We start from the raw sequence: 20,869 nt of genomic DNA on the forward strand, positions 1-20,869 counted from the left end.
TTGCTTACATCAGCTGATACGGTTGGAAATCCACCGTAATCTGCAAACCATTTTCTTGTTTCATTTCATCTTCGTAATAGTGCAATATCCGTTCAACGAATTTTCGTTGCTCAGGTTCCTTCTTGTATTTTATCATGCATTGATATCGATATCTATTATTGATCCTGGTGAGCGCAGAAGGAGTAGGCCCGAGAACATAAGATTGATCGGAAAGTTTCTGCTGCATGAACATGGTAATTTTCTGTGTTACTTCCTGCACTTTCAATTGGTTAGGATGTGAGATGGTGAAAAGTGTCAGGAAGAAGTATGGAGGATAGCGGAAAGCTTTCCTCAATTTCATTTCTTCATTGAAAAATTGTTCATAATCATACTGGCTGGCAAGTTCAATACTATAATGTTCTGGTGTGTACGTTTGGACGACGACCTCTCCCGGTTTCTCATGTCTCCCGGCCCTTCCACTTACCTGAGTTATCAATTGGAACGTTTTTTCTGATGCACGGAAGTCAGGAAGGTTGAGAAGAGCATCGGCTGCAAGGACACCGACAAGAGTGACATTTCCGAAATCCAGCCCTTTGGCAATCATTTGCGTGCCGAGTAATATATCCGCCTGTCCATCTCCAAATTTTTTCAGAAGCCGTTCATGTGCCCCTTTTCTTCTTGTCGTGTCGACGTCCATGCGGATCACGCGTGCTTCCGGAATCAACTCCTGAAGCGCTTCTTCCACTTTCTGTGTCCCTGTACCGAAGTAACGGATGGTTTTGCTCTCACATTCGGGACATTCGATGGGCATGGGTTCTTCATGTGAACAATAGTGGCATTTCAAGCGGTTCTGCCTTTTGTGGTACGTAAGGGCAATGTCACAGTGCGGGCATTCACTCACATGGCCACAGTCCCTGCACATGACAAAAGTGGAATATCCCCGTCTATTTAGAAAAAGGACGACCTGCTCCCCACGTGCAAGCCTTTCTTCGATTTTTTCCTTCAACATGATCGAAAACATGGAGCGGTTTCCACTATGAAGTTCCTCTCTCATATCGACGAGATCCACCGCCGGCATCACCGACTCATTCATCCTTTTCTTCATCGTCAACAACTGGTAATTGCCTTTGACAGCTCTGGCATAACTTTCGAGAGCTGGTGTCGCACTACCTAAAACGACAGGACATTGATGGGTTTTCCCTCTCTCGATGGCGACATCTCTCGCATGATAACGTGTCCGGTCTTCCTGCTTGTAACTCGTTTCATGTTCTTCATCGATGATGATCAAGCCAATGTTCGTAAACGGAGCAAAAATCGCAGACCTTGCTCCAACGACAACCTGAACTTCCTGCCGCTGGATTTTCCGCCATTCGTCGTACTTTTCCCCTGCTGACAACGCACTGTGAAGGACGGCAACCTTGGAGCCGAACCTTCCTTTGAAGCGTTCCACCATTTGCGGAGTCAACGCAATTTCAGGAACAAGCATGATGGCTTCTTGTCCTTTATCAATCACTTCTTGGATCGCCTGCAAATAAACTTCCGTTTTGCCGCTTCCTGTTACTCCATGCAAAAGAAAAACATCATGGGCATTTTCTTCGATGGTTTTAAGGATCGGCTGAATGGCTGTTTCCTGTTCTGATGTCAGCGGAAAAGGCTGCGTACGTTCGAAGTCACGATCACCATATGGATCTCTGAAAACTTCCTGCTTGAATTCGCGGATGATCCCCTGTTCGATGAGCGGCTTCAACGAGGCAGGTGTGGTCGATAGTACATCCAGGAGCCGCTTCTTCTCGATCGCATCCGGGTACTCAAGAAAATACTCGACAATGGTCCGCTGTTTTTTCGCTTGTGGAGAGAGATCTTCTAACTTCTCCTCTAATTCCACCGGATTTAAATGGGGTGCGACCATCGTCATCGTCTTCTTCGTTTCCCGGCTTTTCACTTCATAATGGACATCAACGTCTCCATCATTCATGTGTTTGCGGAGGGTGTGGTACCGGATGCCTGATTTTTCGAATTCCTCAAAGTCGACAACAGCACGTCCATCAAATAAAGGGTCGAGTTCAGAGCCGAGGGGTTCTTCCGTCAATTTCCAGAGCTCTTTTCGATATTTAGCTTTCATCACTTGAGGAAGCATGACCTGAAGGCAGGAGATGTAGTAGCTCAATGTATTTTTCGATAACCATTTGCCGAGTTGGAGGAGTTCTCCCGTTAAAGTTGGAATCACATCAAGGACATCTGTAATTTTCTTTACGGATGAGAAAGAGCTTGTTTCTGAAAGAGAGACGACATACCCAAGAATTTTTCGTGGCCCGAAAGGCACGATTACACGAACCCCCGGCTGAACAATCCCTTCAAACTTTTCGGGTATTTCATAATCGAAAGGACGGTTCGTATTTTGCGAAGGTACGTCAACGATTACATTTGCAATCAATGGGTTTCACTCTCCATCTCACTACTAGCCACCATGAGAATGTTTTCAGCAAGCTCGTCTTTGCTCATCAGCGGATATGTCATCTCTTCCCCTTTTTTGGTAATAAACAAGGAAGCATTGGTGTCCGTGCCAAATCCTGAACCCACTTCGGAAACATTATTGATGACAATGGCATCGAGGTTCTTTTTATCCATCTTCTCTCTGCCGTATTTCTCGACATCTGTCGTTTCTGCAGCAAATCCGATTAAGTATTGATGTTCTTTGCGATCTCCCAGCTCCAGGAGAATATCTTTCGTCCTCTCCATTTCAACGACATAGTCTCCGGGTTTCTTCTTCATCTTTTGATCGTACGTGATTTTCGGACGGTAATCGGCTACCGCTGCCGATTTGATGACAAGGTCCTGTTCAGGATAAGCCTTTAAAACTTCGTCATACATTTCCTGGGCGGTCGTAATTTGAACCACATCCACCCCAGCTGGAGGACTTAGGGCTACTTGCCCAGAAACGAGAGTCACTTCAGCACCAAGTTGTTTGGCTTTTTTAGCTAACGCATAACCCATTTTGCCCGTAGAAGGATTCGTGAAATAACGTACAGGATCGATTTGTTCTCGGGTCGGGCCTGCCGTGATGAGTACTTTTCTGCCTTTGAGAGGTTGAGGGCGTTGGTATTCTTTCTGGAGAACTTCGACTATGGTTTCAGGCTCCTCCAATCGTCCTTTGCCTACATAGCCACAGGCAAGGTAACCTTCGCCAGGCTCAATGAAGCGGAATCCCCATTCATCAAGCTGTTTTAAATTTTTCATAACAGCGGGATGACTGTACATATGGACATTCATGGCTGGAGCGATATAAACAGGTGCTTCGGTCGCAAGTAAAGTCGTCGAGAGCATATCGTCGGCCAGGCCATGCGCGAGCTTTCCGATCACATTTGCAGTCGCTGGGGCGATTAAGAAGAGGTCCGCCCAGTCAGCGACATCGATATGCTGGATTTGAGAAGAATCCTGTTCATCAAAGGTATCCGTATATACAGGCTGTCTGGACAATGCCTGAAAAGTAGTCGGGGCTACAAACTTTTGCGCGCTGTCTGTCATGATTACTTTAACAACGGCCCCTGTTTGGACGAGTTTGCTTGTTAAAGCGGCTGCTTTATAGGCGGCGATACCACCTGATACTCCTAAGACGATCTTTTTTCCATTCAACATCTGAGAGACCCCTTTACTTGAAAAATGTTGTCACTAAAACACGTAGGAAAAGCCGCGCTGATTCAATGAAGAAGCGCGGCTTTTCCTACGTCGTTTTGATGTTCTTATGTGGTTTCTGTTCGTTCCTGGATTTCATCCGCTTCGATATAGTTCAATTTGCCATCGCGGATTTCTTCAAGTGCCACACCGACTTGCTGGTGGGATGTCGGATGATCGATCATCGGTGCACTTCCTTGTTTCAATTCACGCGCTCTTCTTGCGGATAGCGTGACGAGCGTGTATTTAGATTTGATTTGTTTCTGTAGGGAATCAATGGACGGTTCTAACATCATGATTATTCATCCTCCAATGCTTTTTTATATTGATGGGCGACACGTTCACGTTTGCAGTGTTCGCTGGCAACGATTGCTTTCACTTTCGTCACAGCATTGTCAATCTGATCGTTCACGACGACATAATCATACGCATCCATCATATCAATTTCTTCTTTCGCTGCTTTCAAGCGGTTTTTCACTTTGTCTTCCGTTTCTGTGCCACGGTTGACGATGCGGTCTTTCAATTCTTCCAAAGAAGGTGGAATCAAAAAGACGAACACGCCTTCAGGGAAGTTTTCCCTTACTTTGAGTGCTCCCTGGACTTCAATTTCCAAAAAGACATCTTTGCCTTCATTCAATGTCTGCTCAACATATTGACGCGGGGTTCCATAATAGTTTCCCACATATTCCGCATGTTCAATCAATTGGCCTTGACTGATTAATTTCTCGAACTCATCTCTCGATTTAAAGAAATAATCGACGCCGTCCACTTCGCCTTCCCGTGGATCACGAGTTGTCATGGATATGGAATAGCGCAAATCTGTCGATTGTTCGAATAATGCTTTACGTACCGTTCCTTTTCCGACACCTGATGGGCCGGAAAGGATGAATAAAATACCTTTCTGATCAATCACTGCAAAAAGTCCTCCTAGTTTTCATCTGAGATCTCGTCGTTACTGATGACACGCTGCCCGACGGTTTCCGGCTGGACGGCTGAAAGGACGACATGATCACTATCTGTAATGATGACTGCTCGCGTTCGGCGGCCATATGTAGCATCTACTAATTTATTATTGTCACGGGCGACCGTGATGATACGTTTGATCGGAGCGGATTCAGGCGAAACAATAGAAATAATACGATTCGCAGATACGACGTTTCCAAAACCGATATTGATTAATTTCAAGCTCAAAGCTGACTCCTCCTTCTTCTGACCAAGCACTTTTATGACTACCTCTATTATATGAAAAAACTAGGCATAAACACAATTGTTATTCAACATTTTGTACTTGTTCTTTCACCTTTTCCATCTCGCTTTTCAAATTCACAACCATTTCCGTCATTTTGCCGTCATTGGATTTCGATCCGATCGTATTCACTTCACGGTGCATTTCCTGCACGATAAAATCGAGTCTTCTCCCAACCGGCTCATCCATGGAAAGGGTGTCTTCAAATTGGATAAAGTGGGACTGTAATCTTGTCAACTCTTCGGTGACATCCCCTTTTTCTGCTAGCAAAGCGACTTCCTGGAGGATTTTTGTTTCATCGGGCCGGAGTTGTTCTTTGGTGTATTCTTCCACACGGGTCCGAATCCTCTCTTTATATTCTTCGATCACCATCGGCCGCCTTTCGTCAAGGCTGTCCAGCCACGACCGGGCTTTTGCGATGCGCGTTTTGAGGTCTTCGTATAACTCGTGACCTTCTTTCGCCCGCATTTCTACCAGTTGTCTAACAGCATCATCCATGGCCTCTAATAAAGCCGTTTTTAACTCATCTGAATCGTTTTCCATCTCTTTTTCCGAAAAAACATAGTCTAACTTGGATACCATATCAATAGAAATATCCCCCGTCAAATCATAGCGGCGCTGTATGTCCTTCAAACGGGTTAAATATTGATCGACAATCTCCCAATTGACATCGATTTTCTTTTCAACTGAATTTTCTCCTTCGAACCTTACAAAGATATCGACGCGGCCCCTGGTTAAACGGCCTTTAACGACTTGCTTCAGTCGCTCTTCAAAAAACAATAATGTGTGCGGGACTTTGGTTGTGATATCTAAAAAGCGATGATTCACAGATCTAATCTCCACATGAATCGTTTTATCCCCGACTTCTACTGTCGATTTTCCATACCCTGTCATACTTTTTAACAATACGATCAACACCTATATGTAAAATGAATGTACTCCTTATTTTAACAAAAGAAAGGATCGTGTTGCGAATGTTTGGTTTTTCATGATGAAAAATCTTAGAATAACGAGCTTTACTCATGCTATACTTCTAACAGTAGAGAGGTGAAGACGATGTCTTTTGACGGAATTGTAACCCGGGCGATCACGAACGAATTGAATGAAACGATCCAGTCCGGACGTATTATGAAAATTTATCAACCAACCGAAACGGAGCTCGTATTTACGGTCCGTTCCAACCGAAAAAAACAGACGCTATTATTGTCCGCACACCCGAGCTATGCTCGCTTCCATTTGACGGACGATCAATACCATAACCCTAAAGAACCACCGATGCTGTGCATGCTTCTCCGCAAGCATTTAATCGGAGGTTTCATTGAACGTATTGAACAGGTGGACATGGAAAGGATTGTGAAGTTCCATATCCGGACCCGCAATGAAGTCGGGGATGAAACAATGAAAACGCTCATTATCGAAGTGATGGGGAAACACTCCAACATTCTCCTGGTCGATGAGGAAGAAGGACATATGCTCGACAGCATCAAGCATCTGCCCCCTTCCCAAAACCGGCACCGGACGATTATGCCCGGCCAGCCTTATAAACTCCCACCAGAACAAGGGAAAATCAACCCGGTTGACCTTGAACCAGACGCATTCATAAGGAAATTGGACTTTAACTCAGGCAAAATGGATAAACAAATATTGAATGTGGTGATGGGTTTTTCTCCGATGGTGACGAAGGAAATTGTCCATCGTGCTGGACTCGGTGGGTCCCAAGCCGTGAAAGAAGCTTATCGGGAGATTCGGGAAATCATCCTCAATCACACGTATGAGCCACAGATCCACCGCTCAGAAAAAGAGCAGTTTTACGTCATTCCTTTGCATGCTTTTTCAAATGATGTTGAAAAATTCGACAGCGTAAGTGCCATGCTGGATGATTATTATTCCGGGAAAGCTGAGCGGGATCGTGTTAAGCAGCAGGCAGGAGATTTACACCGTTTCTTGAAAAATGAACGGGATAAAAACCAACGAAAAATTAAAAAACACGAAACAACGATGAAAAAATCGGAGTCAGCCGAAGAATACCAGAAACTCGGCGAACTTTTGACTGCTCACATGCATATGGTCAAAACAGGAGACGAATCTGTGACGGTCGTTGACTATTACGACCCTGATCAATCAGAAATGACGATCGAACTTAACCCTAATAAAACGCCAAGTGAAAATGCCCAAAGCTATTTTCAAACGTACGCAAAACTGAAGAAATCCAAAGAAGTCGTCCAAAAGGAAATAAAAAAAGCCGAAGACGAAATCCTATATTTCGAACGCCTCATTCAACAAGTCGAATCAGCAAGAGAAGAGGATATCGAGGAAATTCGAGAAGAACTGCGTGAGCAAGGGTACTTAAAGAAGAAACCGGCTGCGAAAGGGAACCGTAAAAACAAGCCTCAAAAACCGAAGCCGGAAAGTTTTGAATCAACGGATGGAACGTTGATCTATGTCGGTAGAAACAACAAACAGAACGAATACTTGACCAACCGTATGGCAAATAAAATGGATATTTGGCTCCATGCTAAAGATATTCCCGGCTCCCATGTTGTAATCAGAGATCAAGACCCGAGTGAAGACACGCTGTTTGAAGCCGCACAGCTTGCTGCGAACTTCAGTAAATCAAGCAAATCTTCTTCGGTCCCCGTAGACTATACGCGTATACGGCACGTGAAGAAGCCTTCAGGAGCGAAGCCAGGTTTTGTTACGTATGACCAACAGCAGACGTTATTCGTGACACCTGATTCAACCTTCATCAAACGGTTAAAGAAAAGAGACTGAATCATAATCCCTGTGCCTATAATTGGCACAGGGATTTTCACATACCAAAGGACTGGATAACAAACAATAGGAAGGCAACTGAATCTGATTAAGGAGGTTGCTGTCATGCCAAAGAATTCAAAATCAAAACGTAATCCGAAAAAGAGCAGAGATGCTGTTCAACCAGCTACGGGAGAAGAACGAGTTACGATCTCCAAAGCTGGAGAAGGACCATACGATCGTCATAGATAAATGAAAAGAAGCACGTGCGATTCGCACGTGCTTCCTTTAATCTCCCATTTCCTCCACTGTCTCCAATCCCATACGTTCTCCGACCACAAGCAATGCTTGATTAATTTTCCAAATATAAAATAGGTGGTGGACGATATCCCCCTGCCCTTTTTTGTGTCCTGGTGCAAACCGTTCAATCATTTCCCGCTCATGCTGAAGCCTATACAGTTTTCCATTCATTACTTCCCCATTCATGACCGCCATGATTGTGCGAATGTTATGGTTGTACACCTTTTCCGTTCGCTTGAGCGCCTCTGTGATTTCTTCGGAATGATGAAAATCCTTTTGATACGTCGAAGCCACTAACTGTTTTGCATAATAATTAATAGCCGTAAAGGACATCAGTAACCGAGGAATACCTGAGTATTTATTCGCTCCAGGTCTTTGCAAAGCAGGCTTTGCATCCTCTTCAAGCAGCTGGATCTTCTCATCCATCTGAAAAGCGAGATCTGCCAGCCCCTTCATGCTTTCTGAACGGCGGAAATTTTGAATGTAGGATAGGACGTAACCCTCAAGATCCTCTAAGTATTCCACCATTTGCTCTTTCATTTTATCCAATGTTCGTGTAGGGAAAATGAATGCGGCAGCTGCTAGTGCTATTCCAGCTCCTGCAATCGTATCGACCACCCGCGCAAGCAGCAATGCATAGGTGATTCCGCCCAACATAAGGTCGTACATGAATGCGATGAGCATCGTGATGAACATACTCATGACCGTGTAGGACACCGGAAGCGTGTAAAAGGCAAAAAAGATAACCGCAAATATGAGAGCTACTTCCAATTCAGACTGCCCCGACACAGATTTTGCCAAAAAGAAACCAATAATGGCTCCTGCTACCGTCCCGATCGATCTTTCCAAACCTTTCAAATAGGTGCGCCCAACGGTTGGTGTCCCTAATTGGACGATAAACGTCGTTAGCAATACCCAGTATGGCTGAATAGGTGAAATCAAATGACCGACAATGACAGCGATCGTTCCGGCAATCACCGACTGAATCGCCTTTTTCGTTGAAGGCTCCATCCCCTTCTTTTTATCTTCCTCGTCTCCTGCCTCCTTTTCTTCGGGCCATTCATCACCGGGATCGTGTTCGCCACTGTATTTAATGGCGAGCGCTCCTTCCGTCACATGCGTAGCAATCGCTTCAATCCGGCGAAGCAGATACAACCATCCCTCAGGCCTCGTTTCATGTTCACCAAACCTTTGGTCAATCATCTCCCTCAAAGCTCCTACGACACGTTCGGCTTCAGCAAGATGCTTCTCTTCCTTGTCCATTTTAAGAACTTCTGCCTGTTGCAACGTGCGAATGAGCCGGAAGAGGATCAAACGTAGTTCTTCTGACTCAAGCGCTCCGTTTTCTTTCAATTTCTCTAAACTATCTGATAGTGTCATGACAAACATAGCTGTATCGAACACATATAACCGCAATTGATCTGTACGAACCCCTGGCCAGACTTCCCTGATATTTTGGGTATTCAAATCTGTGGACACATGATTCGCATAGTCCCTCAACTTTTTCACGTTTTCGGTCAATTTTTTCGATCGAAACTGGTTCCTGGATGAATCCTCAATGACATCTGCCAATAGTTCAAAAGTCAGGTTCGCCTGCCTATGAAAGGATTGGACACTCCGCTTCAGCTCCTGCGCCGTATCTCGGAAAATGATGAAATTATAAAGGAAAGCGTAGCTGATGCCTATACCAATCGCACCGTAAAACCAAGGGAATTGTGCTGGAGGGAGTTTTAAAAAGGAAGAAAAATAAACAGTAATAAAACCGATCATCCCTAAAGAAAAATAACGACTACCGAATTTAGAAAAATAAAAACTGCAGAAGATGATCAAGATCATTAACGTTGATACAAGAATGTCACTCCAGGAAAGCAGAGAACCAAGCGTCACACCACTTACAGCAGAAAAGGGAAGCAAAAGTGTCGTTCCCTGCTTTTCCTTTTTCGTATCATCCATGACCGCCATGATGCCCAGTAATCCGCAGACACCTGAGATAATGGCCGGGAGCAGAGGCTCTTGACCGATGAGGTTCAAGACCAGTAACGTAGTGAAAACGGAAGAGATGACACTGAGCGTCGCTTTCCCTGCCTGCTGCAACCGCTTATTTCCTGGATCTGAGGCAAGCATCCTCTTAAACCAATAGGATTGTCTTCCTATTTCATACATAAACCCATTCCTCCTCTCCTATTTTTTATGTATTGGATCGATTCCACCATAAATTATTACTTCTTTATATGAGTGAAAATAGGGTTGTATAGATAGAGATAAATTATAGAGCGCTCTATCCCATCTGTCAAAAGGGAACCGGCCTTTCTTAAGCTTTGTCTTATTGGCTTTCATTGCTGTTTACTTAATTAGCAATAAGGCAGGAATGTGGAAGACTCAGTCTCGAGATGCTTTCAGGGTTCGTTGCTTTGGATGAGCGTCAGGGTTGGCTGGGAAGCTACTCGTCCAGCTCCATCGCCCAGACACTCGCGTCATAAGCAGAACAGCAAAGGAATGAAAAGGCCCATTCCGTTGCTGTTCTGCTTATGCCAGTCGTGTCTACCAGGGCGATTCCGCATTTGAACACTTTCCTGTGGGGGAGTGGTAAGCTTCCTCGGACTACGTCCTGCGGGATCTCACCTATCTCCTTTCTCCCAAGGGAGTCTCGCAGCTTCCCAACCACCCCATTCGATGGATTTGAAAAACGAACTCCCTATACTTTGAAGGCCGTCTTCCTACCTCCTTGTCCAGGAGTCATAAAGCGCTGTAATAGCATTTCAATAGGGTAGCCACAGACTTCAGGATTTCAACAGATATTGGAAGCTCTGTTTGTATGGGAGTAGTTTCGAGACACTCATAAGGTAAAGGGGCGGAGGGAAACGGTGAGACTCCTATGGGACGTGTGGGACAGGTGAGACCCCGCAGAACGAAGCTCGAGGAGGCTCACCGCCCGCCCCATGGAAAGCGAACCTTTTTCCGGAGCCCCTAAACGCACACATACATCTCGAAACTGAATCTTAAAGAATTAGGAAGCTTATCTATAATAAATCATGAGTTGCAATTATATCATTGGATTAAAAAAACCACGATTGAATCGTGGTTTCAGGTTAGGAAATATGCGAATACCGCTATCGATGCAAGATAAGAAAAAATCGCTTGTGCCCAGTACCTTCGGCTTTCACGCTTCAGCATATAAACATTCCACAAAATAAATAAAGCAAGGGAAGCGAATAAACTCAGTAAAGGTTCCAAAGACCACATGGACTCCATAAATGCGAATGCCACCCACGTGTATAAATAGACAAAACAGGTCAATAAGCCAAGCGAGGCATTCATGAGTATGAAAAAAGAATGTTTTTTTGATTTCATTTACATCACCAATACGTTTTGATGACTTCATCGTACTAGGAGAATGAAGAAATAGCAACTCCCCTATCTGTTAAGAGTTCGTAAAAACATATGGATCCTGTCTCCACTTCATCAACAGCTGTTCCTGCTCTTTTTCGATTTGATTTTCAGTGAGTAACTGCTGCAGGAGCTCTTCATAACTGGTCAGGGATTGATAAGAATAGCTTTTACCTTTAAAAGCATCTTGAGCTGCTTGGAGGTTATAGGTGAAGATCGACAGCACTTCGACCACTTCGATCCCTTCGTTCTCGAGGGCCTCTGCAGCTTCTATGGACGATTTTCCAGTTGAAATTAAATCCTCGATGACAACCGCTTTTTGACCTTTTTCGATGTGACCTTCAATCTGGTTTCCTTTTCCATGCTTTTTAGCTGAAGATCTGACATAAACCATAGGTAGGTTGAGAAGGTCCGCCACCCAGGCCGCATGGGGAATACCCGCAGTTGCACAACCTGCGATGACATCGATTGAGCCGAGAGCCTCAATTCTTTCCACAAATGCTTCTGCAATGTTTTTTCTCACTTCAGGATAGGACATCGTTAAGCGATTGTCGCAATAGATCGGAGACTTTAGTCCAGATGTCCATGTGAAATAATTCTCGGTTTCGATTCTAACCGCTTCGATGTGAAGCAGGTCACGGATGAGTGTTGATTGACTCATGTTGAAACGCCTCCTTTATTTTTCTGTACATTTCCCCAGGTTTTTCAGCGTCACGGATTGCTCTGCCCACAACCATCGCATCACTCCCGTTTTCACGAGCTTTCTCAGGGGTAGCGACACGTTTTTGGTCATGTTTTTCTCCACCTGGAAGACGTATTCCCGGTGTTAAAGCTGCAAGCGCTGTATGTTTCTTGATGATTTCCGCTTCTTCTACTGAGCAAACGACACCATCCACACCACATTTATCCGCTCGCGTCCCATAGTGCTTGACAACGTCAGTCAACGGGTGGTCAATCAGCAATTCTTCCTCCAGCATCTTTTGGTCAGAAGAGGTAAGTATGGTCACTGCTAGTAAGATGGGCACATGATCTTGGGCTCCTTCTTCCAAACCAAGCTTCGCGGATCTCATCATTTCTTCTCCACCTTGGGCATGGACATTGACGACATCGATGTTCATGCTGGCAAGGCCTCTCATTGCACGGCGGACCGTTTCTGGAATATCATGCAGTTTCAAATCTAGAAAGATCTCGTGTCCGTTTTCCTTTAATCGATGGATGATGCTAGGGCCTTCTTTATAAAAAAGCTCCATGCCTACTTTAACCGGAATGCCTGTAAGATGGTGACGCTCCAAAAAATCCAAGGCCTCGTCTCCTGTTTGAAAATCAAGAGCGAAGTACAGGGGTTTCAACTTTTTCAACATGAGTACCTCCAATCGCTTGCTTTACGTTTGAAAAACCGTAACGCGAAAGAGTAGCCGGCAATTCTTCAATGATTTCCTTACAAATGAAAGGATTTTTAAAGTTCGCACTTCCGATCGCCACGGCACTCGCACCGGCAAGTAAGTATTCCAATACATCTTCAGCTGTTTCAATCCCGCCCATGCCGATGATCGGGATGGATACGGCTTGATAAACCTGATGGATCATGCGGATGCTGATCGGCTTGATGGCTGCTCCTGAGAGCCCTCCTGTTCCATTTGCTATGACAGGTTTGCGCGTCTTAGGGTCAATCCTCATTCCTGTCAGTGTATTAATCATGGAAAGACCTGAAGCACCCGCTTCTTCCGCTGCTAGAGCCATGCAGACGATGTCAGTTACATTCGGTGAAAGCTTCACATACACAGGCACATCACTCACTTCTACGACATGACGGGTCACTTCTTTCGCTAAGGCAGGATCCGTGCCGAACTGTACACCTCCCTCTTTCACATTCGGGCAAGAGATGTTCAATTCGATGGCATCGACATGGGGAGAGATTTGTTTTGCAACCTCCACGTATTCCTCCACCGTGCTTCCAGCCACATTGGCAATGATCGGAAGGTGATGTTCTTTCAAAAAAGGAATTTCGTGTGAGATGATGCTTTCCACACCTGGATTTTGCAGTCCGATCGCATTCAGCATGCCGCTTGCGGTTTCCGCCACCCGTGGTGTGCCATTTCCAAAGCGCCGTTCCTTCGTGGCTGCTTTCATAATGACAGCTCCAAGGTGGGATAAATCATAAAATTGGGCGAATTCCTTGCCGAATGCAAAGCAACCAGAAGCCGGCATCACAGGATTTTTCAGGTTCAAACCCGGTAGATTCACAGATAAATTCATGATAAGACGACCTCCCCAGCTTTGAATACAGGTCCATCACAACAGATGCGCTTGTATCCTTTTTCATCTTTCGATTCAACGACACAGGCAAAACAAGCTCCGATTCCACAGCCCATCCGTTCTTCCATCGACAAATACCCTGGTGTGTCCGGATGGCGGTCAGCGACGGCTTTTAACATCACCGTCGGTCCACAGGATAAGTAAAGCTGGTAGCTTTCTTTTACATGAGGGAGAGCGTCCGTCACACGGCCGCTCCTTCCTAATGATCCATCTTCTGTCGTCACGAGGACTTCTCCAAGGGCTCGGAATTCATCCAGTAAAAAGGCCTCCTCCTTGGATCTGAAACCGAGAATACTCGTGACCGCCACTCCGCTTTCCTTCAACTTTTTCGCCGTGCTGTAAAGCGGTGGCACGCCAATGCCTCCACCAATAATCAAGGCATGATCGTCATGGATTCTTGTTGTCGGAAAACCTTGACCTCCAGGCCCAAGGACGTCCAAACGCTCTCCAACCTGACAACGCGTTAAACCTTTGGTCCCGTCTCCCATGACTTTATAAATCAGGGTCATGGTTTGATTTTTCAGGTCATAATCCGCAATGGATATCGGGCGTCTTAGATAGAAACCATCGATCTTGATGTGGACGAATTGACCGGGATCGGCGATGTCCCACACCAAATCCCCCTCGAGCACGAGAAGGTGCGTATCTCTCGCAACCTTCACATGTCTAAGAATGGTCATCCATTCGTTTTTCATCCTGTCACCCCTTTCATCGGTGTGATTGCACGTGCCGAGAAGGACATAGCGTTGATGACGTCAACAATGGTTTTTGCTGTGTCCAGGCTTGTTAGACAAGCAAGACCATGTTCAACCGCTTCTCTGCGGATTCTGAACCCATCCGACCTTGCGCGCATGCCTTTATTGAGGGTATTGACGACGAATTGTACTTCCCCTTGTTGAATCAGATCAATGACGTCGCGCTGATCAGAGCCCACTTTACCTACGGCTTCAACAGGGATTTGAGCTTCTTCGATGACAGATGCTGTTCCTTCCGTGGCGAACAGACGGAATCCCAGCTCAAAGAAGGTCTTGGCAATGTCCAGCATCTCTGATTTGTCTTTGTCTGCAACGGTCAGCAAGACAGACCCTTGTGTCGGGATCTTCAATCCTGCTGAGGTCATTCCTTTGTAAAGGGCTTTTTCCAATGTTTGATCATACCCGATGACTTCACCGGTCGACTTCATTTCAGGTCCGAGCGTGGTATCAACACTTCTCAGTTTTTCAAAAGAGAAGACAGGCACTTTGACATAGACACCGTTCGGCTTAGCCGCAACTCCTGATGTGTATCCTTCGTCCTTCAATGTTTTGCCTAATAGAACCTTCGTCGCGAGCCTTGCCATCGGAACTCCTGTGATTTTACTCAAGAAAGGTACCGTCCGGCTTGCTCTCGGGTTCACTTCAAGGACATACGCCGTCCCTTTGTAAACCACAAATTGGATGTTGATAAGTCCTTTCATATTCAACTCTCTGGCAATTTTCGTTGTCGCATCGATACACTGTTGCTCAAGTTCTTTCGTAAGCCGCTGGGTCGGATAAACCGCCATGGAGTCTCCAGAGTGGACACCGGCACGCTCAATGTGTTCCATGATCCCAGGGATGAACACATCTTCCCCGTCAGAAATGGCATCGACTTCGATCTCCATCCCCGTCATATACTTGTCGATCAAAATGGGATGACCATTGTGTGCGGAAGCATTCGTTTCCAAGTAAGAAGAGAGCTCTTCGTTTGAATAGACGATGGCCATCGCACGGCCGCCTAGGACATAGGAAGGTCTGACGACAAGTGGATATCCGATTTTTTCAGCAGCAAGGAACGCTTCCTCTGCGCTTGTGACACTTTCTCCTCCTGGTTTAGGGATGTTCAAATCGTTAAGCAGCTGTTCGAACAAATCCCTGTCTTCCGTTTTATCGATCGACTCCATCGTTGTACCAAGTATTTTGACGCCTTCCTTCGTCAATCCGTCCACGAGATTGATGGCTGTCTGACCTCCGAACTGGACAATGACTCCTTCCGGCTGTTCGAGATCGATCACATTCATCACATCTTCAAGCGATAAGGGTTCAAAATAGAGTTTGTCAGAAACGCTGAAGTCTGTGGAAACCGTTTCCGGGTTATTGTTCATAATGATAGCTTCATAGCCCATTTCCTTTAGAGCAAGGACAGAATGAACGGTCGCATAGTCGAATTCGACCCCCTGGCCGATCCGAATCGGTCCAGAGCCAATGACGAGCACTTTTTTATTTTCACTCGGAATGGCTTCGTTCTCTTCTTCGTAACTGCTGTAAAAATAAGGGGTTTCCGATTCAAACTCACCAGCACACGTATCGACCATCTTGTAGACAGGGCGGATGCCGTGACTTCTTCTCCATTCCCGCACGTCCGCTTCCTTCCGCTTTGTTAACCTTGCGATCTGAGTATCAGAAAATCCAATTCTTTTCACCTTTTGCAGTAAAGAGGCATCCATTTCTCCTTGTGCGACTTGCTTTTCGAGCTGGATGATGCGGTGCAGTTTATAAAGAAAGAATAGATCGATACCGCCCGTTATTTCATGCAGGCTTTCGATGGTATAGCCTCTCCTTAAGGCTTCTGCAATCAAAAATATTCGTTCATCATCCGCTTTTCTCAATCTTCTCTTAAGATCCTCTTCTTCCATTTGTTCAGCATAAGACAGATAGAGTTCTTCTGTATCCCCCTCCAGGGATCGGATGCCTTTCAGAAGAGATTCTTCGAAACTTCTGCCGATGCTCATCACTTCTCCGGTCGCTTTCATCTGCGTACCCAGCGTTCGGTTGCCTTTGGCGAATTTATCAAACGGCCAGCGCGGAATTTTCGTTACGACATAATCGAGTGCTGGTTCAAAGCAGGCATAGGTCGTACCCGTGACAGGGTTCTTGATTTCATCGAGCGTCATTCCTACGGCGATTTTGGCTGCTAATTTTGCAATCGGATAGCCGGTCGCCTTGGAAGCAAGGGCAGATGAACGACTGACGCGCGGATTCACTTCTATGATGTAATATTGGAAACTGTCCGGATCGAGAGCAAGCTGGACGTTACATCCGCCTTCAATTTGGAGAGCCTGGATGATCTCCAATGAAGCATTTCTAAGCATTTGGTATTCCCGGTCACTGAGCGTTTGGGAAGGTGCGACAACGATGGAATCTCCGGTGTGAATGCCGACAGGATCGAAGTTTTCCATGTTACAAACGACGATTTTATTGTCTGCACCATCGCGCATCACTTCATACTCCACTTCTTTAAAGCCGGCAATGTTTTTCTCTATCAAGCATTGGCTGACCGGAGAAGCGGCCAGTCCGCTTCTAGCAATCTCTTTCAACTGAGCGGCATCGTCGCACATGCCTCCACCGGCTCCGCCCATCGTATAGGCAGGGCGGACGATGACTGGAAAGCCAATTGTTTCCGCAAAATCCAATGCTTCTTCTACCGTGCTGACAATCTCACTTTCAGGTACAGGTTGGTTCATCTCATGCATCAAGGCCCGGAATTTTTCACGGTCTTCGGCCTGTTGGATGGCATCAAGCGGCGTCCCTAGTAGTTCCACATCAAATTCTTCGAGAATGCCAGATTCGCTCAACTCTACCGCCATATTCAACCCCGTTTGCCCCCCAAGTGTAGGAAGGATCGCGTCAGGGGTTTCTTTACGGATGATTTTCTGCAGGAACTCAAGCGTCAATGGTTCCATATAGACTTGATCGGCAAAGGTATGGTCAGTCATGATCGTTGCTGGATTGGAATTCGCAAGGATGACTTCATACCCTTCTTCTTTCAAAGATTGGCAAGCTTGTGTGCCGGAATAGTCAAATTCAGCCGCCTGGCCGATGACGATCGGACCGGATCCGATCACAAGAATTTTAGTTAGATCTGTACGCTTAGGCATTTGGAGTCCTCCTTCGTTGTCTTCAGATGATAGTCAATCATTTCTAAGAATTCATCAAATAAGTGGGCGGTGTCTTCCGGTCCCGGTGAACTTTCCGGATGGTATTGCACAGAGAACACCGGGTGGTTCTTATGTTTCAATCCTTCTACGGAGTTGTCATTCAAAGAAACTTGGGAAAGACGCAGGTCTGTCTGTTCCAATGATTGGAGATTGACAGCATAGCCATGGTTCTGTGACGTGATATAGGTTCTTCCTGTATCCAAATCCTTCACAGGCTGATTGATTCCTCTGTGCCCGAACTTCATTTTAGAAGTGTCTGCACCAGATGCGAGAGCAATCAGTTGGTGGCCAAGACAGATCCCGAAAATCGGTACCTGACCAATCAATTCACGGATCGTTTGGATCGCTTCCGGAACATCTTTCGGATCCCCAGGACCGTTGGAGAGCATGACGCCATCCGGTTTTAATCTCAGGATCTCTTCTGATGACGTGTGGTAAGGAACGACCGTGACATGACAATCGCGCTTCGTGAACTCCCGTAGAATGCCGTGCTTCATACCGAAATCCACCAGGACGATCCGCTCGCCTCTCCCTGGAACGACGTAAGGCTTCACCGTCGATACTTGTTTCACTTGGTCATTCAATAGCGGAGTAGCTTCCAGTATGTTGAGAACTTCCGAAACCGGACGATCAGAAGATGTGATCATCGCCTTCATCGTTCCATGCTGGCGGATGATTTTTGTCAGCTTTCTCGTATCAATGTCACTGATGCCTGGAATATTTTTAGCTTTCAGAAATTCATCGATCGTTTCTTCATTTCGAAAATTAGAAGGGAAATCACAGTGTTCTTTAACTATGACCCCGAAGACTCCCGGATTGACGGTTTCAAAATCATCTCGGTTGATGCCATAGTTTCCGATGAGAGGATACGTGAAGGTGATCAGCTGCCCATAATAAGATGGATCAGAAATCACTTCCTGATAGCCGCTCATTCCTGTGTTGAAAACGACCTCACCGATCGTTTCCCGCTCACTTCCGAATCCTTCACCTACAAATACGGTTCCATCTTCAAGCACGAGTTGTTTCATGCGTTTTCCCCTCCCATACAATTTTTCCTTCAATTATCGTAAGCTCCGGCCAACCTTTCGCGCTCCAGCCATGGAAAGGCGTGTTCTTTCCTTTCGAGGCAAAGCTGTGACGGTCGATCATCCGCTCCTCGTTCACTTCGACAACGGTTATATCCGCCACTGACCCCTTTTCCAAGGTTCCATAAGGGATTCCGAAAGTCTCTGCCGGCTTCCTCGTCAACCACTCCACAAGACGCTCCAGCTGAATGCCATGCTTTTCTACGAAGTGGGTGTACAACAGCGGAAAGGCGGTTTCCAAACCTGTGATTCCAAATGGCGAGTAGAGGAAGCCTTCTTTCTTATCCTCTTCCGTATGTGGAGCATGATCGGTCGCAATAAAATCGATGGTTCCGTCTACCAAACCTTCGATGAGCACTTTTTGATCTTCTTTTGAACGAAGCGGTGGGTTCATTTTGAAAAAGGCATCGTCTTCACGGATATCCATTTCATTGAGAATCAAGTGGTGGGGTGTCACTTCCGCGGTGACATGAATCCCTGCCTTTTTCGCGTCACGGATGACCCTCACCGATTCCTTTGTTGATACGTGACACACGTGATAATGGCAGCCGGTCGCTTCTGCAAGTAGAACATCTCTTGCAATTTGTACGGACTCCGCAATGTTTGCAATTCCGGGAAGACCGAGCCTTTCGCTTACTTCCCCTTGGTGGGCGACCCCTTTGTACACAAGTGAATTATCCTCGCAGTGTGCAACGATGGCTTTGTTTAGACGACTCGCTTCCTTCATCGCTTCAAACATCATGCCTGCTGTCTGGACACCGACTCCATCATCGGTAAAAGCGAACGCGCCCATGTTTGATAGCGTCGGCATATCAACAAGCTCTCTTCCGAGCTGACGAGTCGTAATCGAAGCGTAAGGCAGCACTCTGACTGATGCATCCTGCTTGATCTTCTCCATTAACTTTTGCATGTTTTCTTCGGAATCAGGCACAGGCTTTGTGTTCGGCATGGCACACACAGTGGTGAAGCCTCCACGAGCTGCGGCTTCTGTCCCTGTACGGATGGTTTCTTTTTGTTCATCTCCAGGTTCACGCAAATGGATATGGACATCGACCAATCCCGGCAGAACAAGACCTTCTTTCGCGTCAATGACTTCATCCGCGTCTCCAACAGACGGAGCTATTTCAACAATCGTACCGTCCTCGATCAAAATTTCGGATTTCTCAAATCGGTGATCTGTAAACACCTGACCGTTAATGATTTTCTTCTTCATTTAAAGCTCCCCTTTCATGAGTGCGTGGATGATGGCCATCCGCATTGTTACTCCATTCGTCATTTGCCTGAAAATCTTTGATTTTTTGCATTCCACAAGTCTCTCATCGATTTCTACCCCGCGATTCACCGGAGCTGGGTGAAGGATGATGCTGTGATTCAGCATCCGTGCCTCCCTTTCTACTGTCAGCCCATATTGCTCTAGATAACTCCCTGTTTCATCATGGTTTGTATGGCGTTCATGTTGAATCCGCAGGAGCATCAGGACATCACACGTTCCAACGGCTTCGTCTATCGTGATGTAATCCTCTGTCATGGTAGGGTCCTGCCATTCTGGTTTACTGACAAAAGATACCTGGGCTCCGAGCTGTCTTAGCGCATAGGCATTGGACCTTGCCACCCGGCTATGTTTCAAATCTCCCGCAATGCATACATGCAAGCCTCTGAAACTTTGAAAATGTTCATGGATGGTGTACAAGTCTAGAAGAGATTGTGTCGGATGTTCCCCACAGCCATCTCCGGCGTTGATCAGGGGCATATCCAATCCTTCTGTACATGCTGCCAGGCCGCCGACTTCGGATTGCCTGACGACAGCTAGATCCACGCCGATGGACTCCAACGTCTTTAACGTGTCATACAGGCTCTCCCCTTTCGTTAAGCTCGAATCGACACCATCCAGCTCAACGACATCGAAACCCATTTTTCTTTCAGCGATGTGAAAACTCGTTTTTGTACGCGTGCTCGGTTCTAAAAAAAGGTTGGCAGCAAAATGTCCCGAAAATGAAGGACGGTTTGCGGGATCTTTCAGTCTCTCTGCTAAGTAAAGAAGGTCGTGGATTTGCTCATTGCTCAGCTGTTGAATGGAAAGCAAGTTCCTCTTGGATCGAATAGCGGTCATGTTCATCTCTCCGTTCCTATTTTTAATGTAACGGGGACTAGGAGAAAAAAGCACCCCCAGGTGTCTGG

General features: G+C 46.1%; 17 protein-coding genes. 2 read left to right on the forward strand and 15 right to left on the reverse strand.

From position 1 onward, the window contains the following. Nucleotides 1-4: 4 nt before the first annotated feature. The 6 genes from priA to GLV98_RS04680 all read right to left on the reverse strand — a co-directional run bounded on the left by priA (nucleotide 5) and on the right by GLV98_RS04680 (nucleotide 5,803). Nucleotides 5-2,413, reverse strand: a complete 2,409-nt coding sequence (priA, locus tag GLV98_RS04655; protein WP_160912520.1) for a primosomal protein N' — start codon at nucleotides 2,411-2,413, stop codon at nucleotides 5-7. Continuing rightward, the gene (coaBC, locus tag GLV98_RS04660) at nucleotides 2,410-3,615 is read right to left on the reverse strand and encodes a bifunctional phosphopantothenoylcysteine decarboxylase/phosphopantothenate--cysteine ligase CoaBC (protein WP_160912522.1); all 1,206 of its coding nucleotides are present in this window, start codon (nucleotides 3,613-3,615) and stop codon (nucleotides 2,410-2,412) included. The genes priA and coaBC overlap by 4 nt, the downstream gene beginning before the upstream one ends. Before the next feature lie 104 nt (nucleotides 3,616-3,719). Continuing rightward, the gene (gene rpoZ, locus GLV98_RS04665; RefSeq protein WP_146816568.1) at nucleotides 3,720-3,947 is read right to left on the reverse strand and encodes a DNA-directed RNA polymerase subunit omega; all 228 of its coding nucleotides are present in this window, start codon (nucleotides 3,945-3,947) and stop codon (nucleotides 3,720-3,722) included. Between the two features lie 2 nt (nucleotides 3,948-3,949). Next, nucleotides 3,950-4,564 (reverse strand): guanylate kinase, encoded by a 615-nt coding sequence (gene gmk, locus GLV98_RS04670; protein WP_160912525.1) that lies wholly within the window; start codon nucleotides 4,562-4,564, stop codon nucleotides 3,950-3,952. Nucleotides 4,565-4,578: 14 nt separating this feature from the next. Further along, nucleotides 4,579-4,842, reverse strand: a complete 264-nt coding sequence (remA, locus tag GLV98_RS04675; RefSeq protein WP_027954142.1) for an extracellular matrix/biofilm regulator RemA — start codon at nucleotides 4,840-4,842, stop codon at nucleotides 4,579-4,581. Nucleotides 4,843-4,921: 79 nt separating this feature from the next. Continuing rightward, nucleotides 4,922-5,803, reverse strand: coding sequence for a YicC/YloC family endoribonuclease (locus tag GLV98_RS04680; protein ID WP_160912527.1), 882 nt, complete (start codon nucleotides 5,801-5,803; stop codon nucleotides 4,922-4,924). Between the two features lie 150 nt (nucleotides 5,804-5,953). On the opposite strand from GLV98_RS04680, the gene GLV98_RS04685 reads away from it, so the two are divergent. Continuing rightward, on the forward strand, nucleotides 5,954-7,669 hold the full coding sequence (locus GLV98_RS04685) for an Rqc2 family fibronectin-binding protein (protein WP_160912529.1): 1,716 nt from the start codon (nucleotides 5,954-5,956) through the stop codon (nucleotides 7,667-7,669). Nucleotides 7,670-7,774: 105 nt separating this feature from the next. Further along, nucleotides 7,775-7,900: a hypothetical protein gene (locus GLV98_RS20220; protein ID WP_272917274.1), complete on the forward strand. Its 126-nt coding sequence runs from the start codon at nucleotides 7,775-7,777 to the stop codon at nucleotides 7,898-7,900. A 36-nt stretch (nucleotides 7,901-7,936) separates the two neighbouring features. Here the strand turns inward: GLV98_RS20220 and GLV98_RS04690 are convergent, their stop codons facing one another. The 9 genes from GLV98_RS04690 to GLV98_RS04730 all read right to left on the reverse strand — a co-directional run bounded on the left by GLV98_RS04690 (nucleotide 7,937) and on the right by GLV98_RS04730 (nucleotide 20,801). After that, on the reverse strand, nucleotides 7,937-10,111 hold the full coding sequence (locus tag GLV98_RS04690) for an FUSC family protein (protein ID WP_160912531.1): 2,175 nt from the start codon (nucleotides 10,109-10,111) through the stop codon (nucleotides 7,937-7,939). Nucleotides 10,112-11,369: 1,258 nt separating this feature from the next. Continuing rightward, complete coding sequence (pyrE, locus tag GLV98_RS04695) at nucleotides 11,370-11,996, reverse strand: orotate phosphoribosyltransferase (RefSeq protein ID WP_160912533.1); 627 nt, start codon at nucleotides 11,994-11,996, stop codon at nucleotides 11,370-11,372. Beyond that, nucleotides 11,971-12,693, reverse strand: a complete 723-nt coding sequence (gene pyrF / locus GLV98_RS04700; RefSeq protein WP_237417027.1) for an orotidine-5'-phosphate decarboxylase — start codon at nucleotides 12,691-12,693, stop codon at nucleotides 11,971-11,973. Before pyrF ends, pyrE begins: the two co-directional genes overlap by 26 nt. Then, entirely contained in the window at nucleotides 12,659-13,591 is a 933-nt protein-coding gene (locus tag GLV98_RS04705; protein WP_160912537.1) for a dihydroorotate dehydrogenase, read from the reverse strand. Before GLV98_RS04705 ends, pyrF begins: the two co-directional genes overlap by 35 nt. Next, the gene (locus GLV98_RS04710) at nucleotides 13,588-14,346 is read right to left on the reverse strand and encodes a dihydroorotate dehydrogenase electron transfer subunit (protein ID WP_160912539.1); all 759 of its coding nucleotides are present in this window, start codon (nucleotides 14,344-14,346) and stop codon (nucleotides 13,588-13,590) included. Before GLV98_RS04710 ends, GLV98_RS04705 begins: the two co-directional genes overlap by 4 nt. After that, nucleotides 14,343-17,546, reverse strand: coding sequence for a carbamoyl-phosphate synthase large subunit (gene carB, locus GLV98_RS04715; RefSeq protein WP_160912541.1), 3,204 nt, complete (start codon nucleotides 17,544-17,546; stop codon nucleotides 14,343-14,345). Before carB ends, GLV98_RS04710 begins: the two co-directional genes overlap by 4 nt. Further along, nucleotides 17,525-18,634 (reverse strand): carbamoyl phosphate synthase small subunit, encoded by a 1,110-nt coding sequence (locus GLV98_RS04720; RefSeq protein ID WP_160912543.1) that lies wholly within the window; start codon nucleotides 18,632-18,634, stop codon nucleotides 17,525-17,527. Before GLV98_RS04720 ends, carB begins: the two co-directional genes overlap by 22 nt. Beyond that, nucleotides 18,615-19,904 (reverse strand): dihydroorotase, encoded by a 1,290-nt coding sequence (locus GLV98_RS04725; protein ID WP_160912545.1) that lies wholly within the window; start codon nucleotides 19,902-19,904, stop codon nucleotides 18,615-18,617. The genes GLV98_RS04720 and GLV98_RS04725 overlap by 20 nt, the downstream gene beginning before the upstream one ends. Continuing rightward, nucleotides 19,905-20,801, reverse strand: coding sequence for an aspartate carbamoyltransferase catalytic subunit (locus tag GLV98_RS04730; RefSeq protein ID WP_160912547.1), 897 nt, complete (start codon nucleotides 20,799-20,801; stop codon nucleotides 19,905-19,907). It abuts the gene before it with no gap. Nucleotides 20,802-20,869: the final 68 nt, after the last annotated feature.

This window comes from Halobacillus litoralis, from assembly GCF_009856415.1.
Classification (GTDB): Bacteria; Bacillota; Bacilli; order Bacillales; family Halobacillaceae; genus Halobacillus; species Halobacillus litoralis_C.